Below are 8,058 nucleotides of genomic sequence, written 5' to 3'. Positions count from 1 at the left end.
CCATTTATTAGATCATTTAGGGATTGAAAAGGCTTATTTATGCGGATATTCAACCGGTGGATCAGTTTGTTTAGAGTTTTTACTTGAATATAGCGATCGAGCATTAGGAGCAATAATTGTCAGCGGCATGTCTGAAATAAGTGATTCCTATACGAAAAAATTAATTATCATCGCAACGATGCTCGCAAAATGGGGGGCTATTCCATTGCTAGGACTTGCGATTTCATGGGGCAACTCTGATACAATGGCTACCTTCCGCCAGCTTTATCAAGAAGGATTAAAAGGTGATAAACATAATATCGAACAATATTTTCGCTGCAGCTTAACATACACATGCACCAAACAATTAGCCATGATCAACCAGCCCATTTTACTAGTATATGGAACAAAAGATACAACGTTTTTTCAATATGCCAAGTTATTGCATGAAAAACTTCCAAAGAGTCAGTTAGAGCTTTTACACCAAAAGCATCAAATCCCCACAAAATCAGCAAAGGAACTAAACCGGTTAATCAGACGGTTTATCCAATCGTATGAATGATTCTTCTCACTCGGGGACCAGTTCTACTGTGGTTAAGTTATCTTGGATGTAAAAAAAGCCGAAAAATATGAAGTTTATCATTTTTTCGGCTAAGTGTTTTGCTCCATTTATTTGGATTTTTTTTGTGCTTGTAATACGATTTTTTCCAGCCCATTTTCTCCGGCAAATTCTACTTCTCCTTTTGGCTGGACATTTTTATTATGTTTAAATGTGGTATTCTTGTTTTTTGTCATTTTCATACACCTCATAATTGAATCCAATGTTGGGCACCTAATAATAGTGTACACTCTTCCTTTATAAGATATTCTGTTTAAACAACAAGTTATTTTAATGAAAGCACCCATTTTGCCATTGCCGGAATATTCTCCGGTTTGACCAGACCAGCAGGCATTCCGCCGCTTTTGCCATTTTTCAAAATATTTTCTACATCTGCCTGGGTGTATTTTTTGCTAAGATTTTTCAGCGAAGGACCGACAACCCCTTGATAATGATCACCATGACAGGTTATACATGTCTGCTTGTAAAAAGCTTCCGGGTCAAAAGAACTTGATGTCGTTGTTGCGTTCTGACCTGTTTGCTGTGAAGTCTTATGCTCTGTTTTCTTCTCTGATGGATGAAGAAATGTTACATTGACAAATAATCCAGCAGCCACCAATAACAAAAACGTGATCCAAATCCATGGCTTTTCCATATACATTCCCCTTCATTCATTTGTATTTCTTAATATTCCCCTTTTTATCACCTATATATATTCTTCAAAAATATCCTTTATCCTTTTTGCTCCCAACAAAAAACTGCACCTTTCAATATTCTGAAGGTGCAGTATCATCTGGAAAAAGGTGTATAAATTTATTTCGCAAAAACATGATGGCCGATTCTAACCGTTACTGGACGTGTTGCAACCCAAGAGCTAGTTGAAGTGGCAGGATTGTAGAAGAATAGTGATCCGTTCCCTTTCCCCATTAAAGCAATTGCTTCGTTAACAGCTTTTTTTGAATCAGCATCTGCAGGCATATTAATTCGGCCATTTTCTACAGGCGTGAACGCATAATGTCCATTTGCAACTTGATAAATGACCCCATGGACAGTATTAGGAAATTGTGGACTTTTTAGTCTGTTTAAAACGACAGATGCCACGGCAACTTTCCCTGCATACGGCTCACCGCCTGCTTCAGCATGGACAAGACGTGCCATTAACTCTTTTTCCGCTGATGAAATTGGAGAATTTGGAATAATTACGTTTCTCCCAGCGTAAAGAGGTTTCCAATGGTTAGCTGCCTCTAAACTTGTAACAGGAACACCAAATCCTTTCGCAATTTTCCAATAAGTTTCGCCGGATTTAACCTTATGTGTAACAGATGCAGCATCTGTCTTATGACTTAACGTAAAAGCTGACATAGATACGATGACTCCAGCTGCAATCACTAATTTTTTAAGTTTAGCTAGTTTCATAGAGATAAAACCTCCTAATAGTTGCTCAATTGCTCTACTATTAGGCTATCAGATGTAATATTTCTATTCACCATCCAAAAATTAGTAATCCAATGTAAGGGCTTTATACCCTTTGTTATAAAAGTCTTGAACAAAGTTTTGTTAAAAATATCCGGCGATTGAAATTTACCAACTTTAACACCCAAAGGAAAAATCAAGTTCAACTTTTACAAAAAGTTGCAAGCATGTAACAATGTAAGAAAAACGTAAAAGTGAATCGTTCAAAAATTTAAAAGAAAAACGCCCCTGGGCGTTCAATATTTACATTTATAACAATCATGAAGATAATCCTTTTCATTTCCACAGTAACTGCATTTTCCTGATTCCTTTTTAAAATTTTTATATTTCCACTGATCATACGTGAGTTTACCGGAGCCCTCATCGTTTAAGTATTTAATATAATCCTTTCCGTAAATGTGCATAAAGCCATCACCTCACTATAATGTATTCGCTTACATTTATGAAAAACATTAAAATTACATGAAAACTTGACCCTTCCCAGTAAGAAAAGCACAAGCGTCTTGGCGCTTTGCTAGACAATTTTCGAAGATCAAATTTATACTTCTTGTCTAACAAATAAGCCCTGAACCATCCAACAAATAGACGTTCGGGGCTTTTAGAAAAAATTCATCAATATACAATAACAGGCTCGTTTTCACTGAGGTTGTCATAAACAGTTTTCATTACATCTGCCGGGGTGTTAACACAACCTCCCGACCCATGCTCAAGATAGGCATTACTTGCCCAGTTCGTCCTCCAACCGGCATCATGGAAGCCGACTCCACCGAGAGTAAAAGGTGCCCAATAATTTACTTTGACAGAATAATTTGGATTACCTACTTCACTACCCTTTAGAATGGATGGAGATTCTTTATATTCAATATACCAAACTCCTGTTGGCGTATCTTCATTGGTATTGTGTCTGCCGGTAACTACATTGGTAGTGAACACTAATTGGCCATTTTTATAAAGCCAAATTCGTTGTTCCTTAATCGATACTTCCGCATAGGTGTAGCCAATGCCGTAATTGGCTGTTGTCTCATAGCCGACACCATAAGTATTCCAGCCTTCTCCGTAAACATATTTTACAGGAAGCATGTTTGTTCCATTTTCAAAAGCTTCCTGTATTCGTTTCGCTTCCTTTTCAACATTAATCGCCCAGCCGTAAGAACCGCCTTTCACCGATATGACGGAACCTGAATGAGTTTTAAAAGTAAAAGCTTTATTTAATGTTGATTGGGTATCATTAATTTCCGCAATCTTATTTTTAATGCCGGCTGGATCAATCCTATACTTCATATCTTTCGACACCGATGCATTTTTAATTAAATCACTGCCCTTTAATGAATACACTTGATCCTGCACCTTGTAATGAACCGTTCGCTGTAAAAGCTCCTGAAGCATACCCTGTTCCTTCTTTACAATCGGGCTGTCTTCTTTAACAGGTTGTATGTATATCGGTTTCAAATGGATTTCGCTTTTATATTCCTGCTTTTGGTAATCCTTTAAAAGTCTCTCGACATCATACTGCTTCCCATTGGCACTTTTGGTAATGACAATCCTGCCATCTTGCAAAGTCGCTTCTGCATCTTTAGGTGGTTTTAATTTCTTATTCATGGAAAGAAGCTTTTCCTCTACCTGCTTTTTCATCGTTTGGCTACGATATTGATCATCTTTACTTGGCAAAAGCGAATAATTTTTTGCCTTTGAAGAAGGGAAAAATGTCCACTGGCTCTTTAAAATTTTCTCAACGCCAGGTAAATCTTGATCGGTAAATCCCATTTTTGTATCTTGTCCGTCGAAAATTTTCTCCTTACCGACATAGACGACATTTTTTAATACGGTTGATTTTAATTTTTTTATGGCTTGTTCTGCAGTAAGTCCCCCTACTTTTGTATCATTGATTGTGATATGTGCATTGAACCGGGTTGCCTGGTAATAACTAAGCCCCCCAACCACGAGTGCAATAATAATGATAAGACTACTGCTCATAATGATGATATGTTTTTTACGCAATGCCCTGCACCTCAAAAATGATATTATAAATTGTACTCCATATGACCTTAACCATTATACCAAAATATCATTCTATTGCACTAACTTTATCCAATTTTTTCATTTATTCGTTCATAAATGCTTTTTCTGGTGAAATCGATTTTCCAATCCATTTTTCCATAAATGGGTCAGATTTTTCGACAAACACGTATTCTTCCACTTTATGATTCTTCTTGTAAGCTCGAAAAATAATATTTGGTTCATCGATCCCTATTAGATAATAAAAATTGCGATTGGGCACAAAGTTGTATGTCTCATCGGCTGATTTTTGCGGAGCTTTACCTGCAAATAAAATGATCAGAGAATGGTCTTTGAGCTTCTCATAAACGTTCAGTCGGATTTCTATATGAAACTTATTGTTCATTTCATAACCTCTTTTCTGTCAATAGCTATTGCCATTATATACTAGTCATCTGAGAAAATATATTTAAAGGATTTAAGGTATTATTTTACTTTTACAGGGACATTCTACAAACTATGTTCATTAAAATTTCATTTTTCCTTTATCTTTTCTTAAAATATGCTTGTTATTCTATATGAGTTTTTAATTCAACAGATCAAAAGCTTTTATAATTTAAACAAAAAGAAGGACATTTACGATGCATAGTGTATTTGATGTATTGAAACGAGAGAAATTACTGTTCGGATTGATTTTATGTTTTGTCTTGCCGCCAATTGGTATTCTTTTCTTATTTATAATAGGTTTCATATCCTTTTATAAAAGCTGGAGAGGTAAACAGCATTTATCCTTTTCCCTTGCTTCTCTATTTTTTCTATGTCTTTTGATATCAACAATTTTTGCGACTTATCAAATGGAGAATATCTCTCTTTTCGTTTCCAGTCTGATGGTCATTGGGTATTGGGGATTGTATACATTCATCAGGAATAATGGCTCAATTGTCCATTTCCATCAATATAAATGGATCATTATTTTTGGCGGTGTTTATAACTGTTTAATTGGCTGGCTGCTTAATAGTATTGATGAAAATCCTATTTTGGGATTTTTAACTGGAACCATTCAATTGGGAGAATCGGATCATTCCCGTCTTTTTGGCAGTTCCTATAATTCAAATTTCGCCATGTACCTGATTTTGGTTGCAATTGCTTTTTTATTTGGCGAAATACAGATTAGATTGCGAAATAAAAATTATAATCTTCTTTATTGGCAAATCCTAATGGTATTGGTATTAAGTTATGGAGTCTTTACGACTGGTTCCCGTGCTGGTTATGCAACGTTGATTATTCTTTATTTGCTGTTCTTTTTCCGGCTAAACAAATGGGTTTTTGTGACAATTGCAGGCTTATTATTAGTCTTGGCAAAACAAGTTTATATGTTGATGCCGCGAAAGGATATTATTGATATTTCTGCGAACGTCAGAGAAAACATTTGGACAAACTCGATTGATTTATGGAAACAACATTTCTTCTTTGGAACAACTCCGCTCGGATTCCGCGGGGAATATTTCAAATTTTTTAATGATGATATGATCCATGCCCACAATTTATTTATTGGTTTTTTTGTAGAGTACGGCATCATCGGAGGAATTGCGTTTTTAACCGTTTTTAGTATTACAGGCTATAAAGCAATATCTTTGTTCTTTTCCAAAAAACATTCTAATGAATTACTTGAGTATTTTTTACTCAGTTTGCCTATCATTGTTCTTACGGGCATTTTGGACGAACCGACATTTTCTCCTCAAATTGCTTTGCCGACAATTGTTTTACTAAGTTATTGGGGGCGATATACAAGAAATTTCTCCTTAGCTTTTTTACCGTTTCCAGCCGCGAAGCTAAAAAAAACTTAGTCATGATTCAATCATTTATAAAAACTCCAGTTAGAAGGTTTTTTACGACCTTCCACTGGAGTTTCATTTTATACATATTAAATTAAGATGGATTTTCTGCTAAAATAAATGAGAGGTGATGAACGTTGACTGAATGTAAGCAAGAACTGAAAAATTATGATACCAATATTGTGTATGATTACAAGGAATATCCCGATAAAATCAGCGGACGCTGTGATAATTGCGGAAATGCTTTATTCAAAAGTTCAGTAAAAAATTTCATATTTATACGGGAATGCCGTCAATGCGGTATGAAGAAAAGCATATAATTACTCAACCAACTGTGTCTGACTTTTTGAAAATACATTTCTTAAAACCACTAAAGTTTTCCTTTTGTTTTATTGCAACTTTTTGTCTAAAATATTTGTAGTACGGTATTTCAATATTGTTTCATTTCATAAGCTATTAGTTTGCTAAATTATAATGGTGATTTGAGTGCTTTATTTCCTAGTAATGTTATCCTTAATTATTGCTATCATTCTTTTTATAACAAGCAAAAGAATATACATTAAGACCGCCGGAATGGCTATTGTTATGTCTTTCGGAATTGTAACGAGCGGGGTTCTATTAAACTATTTCGGTATAGAATTTTTTAGGAGCGAGTTCATAAAACTTCTATGCTTGTTTATTTTATCTTTATGGGCAGCCTTTATCATATCTTATTTTATTCAAGGTAATTTCAAAGAATTTCATTATTCAAACATGATGAACCGGTTTGGGATCGGGACTTGGATTGCAGGAACTTCCATAAGCGGCATCTTAATTGATAAAGAATTTATTCAATACAGGCTGATTTCCGAATGGCTTTTTTATATAAATATTATTCTTTGGATGATCTATATTGGAATTTGTGTAAAAACATTTGTAGAAATGATCCGTACAAAATCATTCGGGAATATCCACGGCATTCTTCTGTTATCAACGGTCAGTAGTCAATCGATGGTCCTTTTGATGAACGCGGTATTCAAAAAAGTCCCTGTTATCGTAAATCTTCCTTTTTTAATCATCGGTTTTGGATTTTACTTAGTTTGTGTTTTATTTATTTCCTATAGGTATTTAGCAAATTCCTGGACAATCGAACGAGATTGGAATAATACCAACTGTATTTTGCACGGTGCACTATCCATTACTGGGATTGCTTGTCTTGAATCACGACTTGTCAATATCTTTTTCATTCAATGGATCTGGATACTCGCATTTACAATCTTTTTGACAATCGAAGCCATTGAAGTATACCGGTTTTTTCGGAGAATCAAGTCCTTCGGGTTTAAAAATGGCATCTTTATTTATGATGTGACCCAATGGAGCAGAGTATTTACCTTTGGAATGTTTTATACCTTTACATTTCAGCTTCAAGGCCATTTGTTATTTATTTCAATCATTAAAGATGCAATATTAACTGCCGGTGCATGGGTTGTTATTTTTATTCTTGCGGCTGAATTGGTGCTCAGTCTAACTTATATCCTTAATATTTCAAAAAAAATACCTATACAGAAAAAAGACATGTCCTCTTCTTTTTAAAAAAGACAGTTCGTATATTCTTTTGTGAAAATGAAATAATATCCTTGTAATAAATAACAAGGAGGAACAACACATGGCAACCATACCCTATGATCCATTTCGATATTTGTCCAATATGAGAAGAGATTTCGATCGCTTTTTTTCGGATTTTCCCATTTCATTTGAGCATGATCAGCACTTAGGCAATATTCGCGTTGATGTACATGAAACAGCAAATGAAGTGGTCGCAACCTGTGATATTCCCGGTCTCGAAAAGAAAGAAGATGTGAATATCGATATTGAAAATAATGTCTTAACAGTCAGCGGCACAATCAATCGTTCCCATGAAGTAAAAGAAGAAAACATGCACAGAAGAGAGCGTTATATCGGTCATTTCCATCGCTCCATCTCTCTTCCGAGTCCTGTTTCTGAAGAAGGGATTTCCGCTACCTATAGAAACGGTGTGCTGGAAGTAAGAATGCCGAAATTAACGAAAGATCACAAAAAGAAAATTGATGTACAGTTTCATTAAGAAAAGCGCAAGCACCCTGGTCAGTGGTACATGGCCTTGAGCTGGACAATTTTCGAAATCAAAATTTATACTTTTTTCTCTAGTAAAAAAAGGGG

The 8,058-nt window shown here is 35.2% G+C and carries 9 protein-coding genes and 1 pseudogene; 5 read left to right on the top strand and 5 right to left on the bottom strand.

Annotation, left to right across the window (positions count from 1 at the left end; all coding sequences use genetic code 11):
* Positions 1–541 (top strand): alpha/beta fold hydrolase (locus BFU02S_RS13370; RefSeq protein ID WP_066371549.1); only part of this gene is annotated, 541 nt, incomplete at its 5' end.
* Positions 542–648: 107 nt separating this feature from the next.
* Here the strand turns inward: BFU02S_RS13370 and BFU02S_RS17535 are convergent.
* The 5 genes and pseudogenes from BFU02S_RS17535 to BFU02S_RS13350 form a co-directional block, all read right to left on the bottom strand.
* Positions 649–774, bottom strand: a complete 126-nt coding sequence (locus BFU02S_RS17535; protein WP_268872908.1) for a hypothetical protein — start codon at positions 772–774, stop codon at positions 649–651.
* Positions 775–863: 89 nt separating this feature from the next.
* A complete protein-coding gene (locus tag BFU02S_RS13365) occupies positions 864–1,232 on the bottom strand; it encodes a c-type cytochrome (RefSeq protein WP_066371547.1) in 369 nt (122 codons plus the stop codon).
* Positions 1,233–1,390: 158 nt separating this feature from the next.
* Complete coding sequence (locus BFU02S_RS13360) at positions 1,391–1,993, bottom strand: cell wall hydrolase (RefSeq protein WP_066371544.1); 603 nt, start codon at positions 1,991–1,993, stop codon at positions 1,391–1,393.
* 669 nt (positions 1,994–2,662) lie between these two features.
* Complete coding sequence (locus BFU02S_RS13355) at positions 2,663–4,024, bottom strand: L,D-transpeptidase family protein (RefSeq protein ID WP_084361120.1); 1,362 nt, start codon at positions 4,022–4,024, stop codon at positions 2,663–2,665.
* 142 nt (positions 4,025–4,166) lie between these two features.
* Positions 4,167–4,451: pseudogene (locus tag BFU02S_RS13350) on the bottom strand (aminopeptidase P N-terminal domain-containing protein); the annotation flags it as partial.
* Between the two features lie 235 nt (positions 4,452–4,686).
* Here BFU02S_RS13350 and BFU02S_RS13345 point away from each other — a divergent pair.
* The 4 genes from BFU02S_RS13345 (at position 4,687) to BFU02S_RS13330 (ending at position 7,963) form a co-directional block, all read left to right on the top strand.
* On the top strand, positions 4,687–5,892 hold the full coding sequence (locus BFU02S_RS13345) for an O-antigen ligase family protein (protein ID WP_066371540.1): 1,206 nt from the start codon (positions 4,687–4,689) through the stop codon (positions 5,890–5,892).
* 146 nt (positions 5,893–6,038) lie between these two features.
* Entirely contained in the window at positions 6,039–6,200 is a 162-nt protein-coding gene (locus tag BFU02S_RS17840) for a DUF8096 family protein (protein ID WP_501193344.1), read from the top strand.
* Positions 6,201–6,465: 265 nt separating this feature from the next.
* A complete protein-coding gene (locus BFU02S_RS13335) occupies positions 6,466–7,452 on the top strand; it encodes a TDT family transporter (RefSeq protein ID WP_157075939.1) in 987 nt (328 codons plus the stop codon).
* Positions 7,453–7,525: 73 nt separating this feature from the next.
* Positions 7,526–7,963, top strand: coding sequence for an Hsp20/alpha crystallin family protein (locus tag BFU02S_RS13330; RefSeq protein WP_066371535.1), 438 nt, complete (start codon positions 7,526–7,528; stop codon positions 7,961–7,963).
* The last annotated feature ends 95 nt before the right edge of the window (positions 7,964–8,058 follow it).

Source organism: Neobacillus fumarioli NBRC 102428 (assembly GCF_001591485.1).
Classification (GTDB): domain Bacteria; phylum Bacillota; class Bacilli; order Bacillales; family Cytobacillaceae; genus Neobacillus; species Neobacillus fumarioli.
The sequence above is the reverse complement of the archived record's forward strand: the minus strand, read 5'-3'. Positions and strand labels throughout refer to the sequence as shown.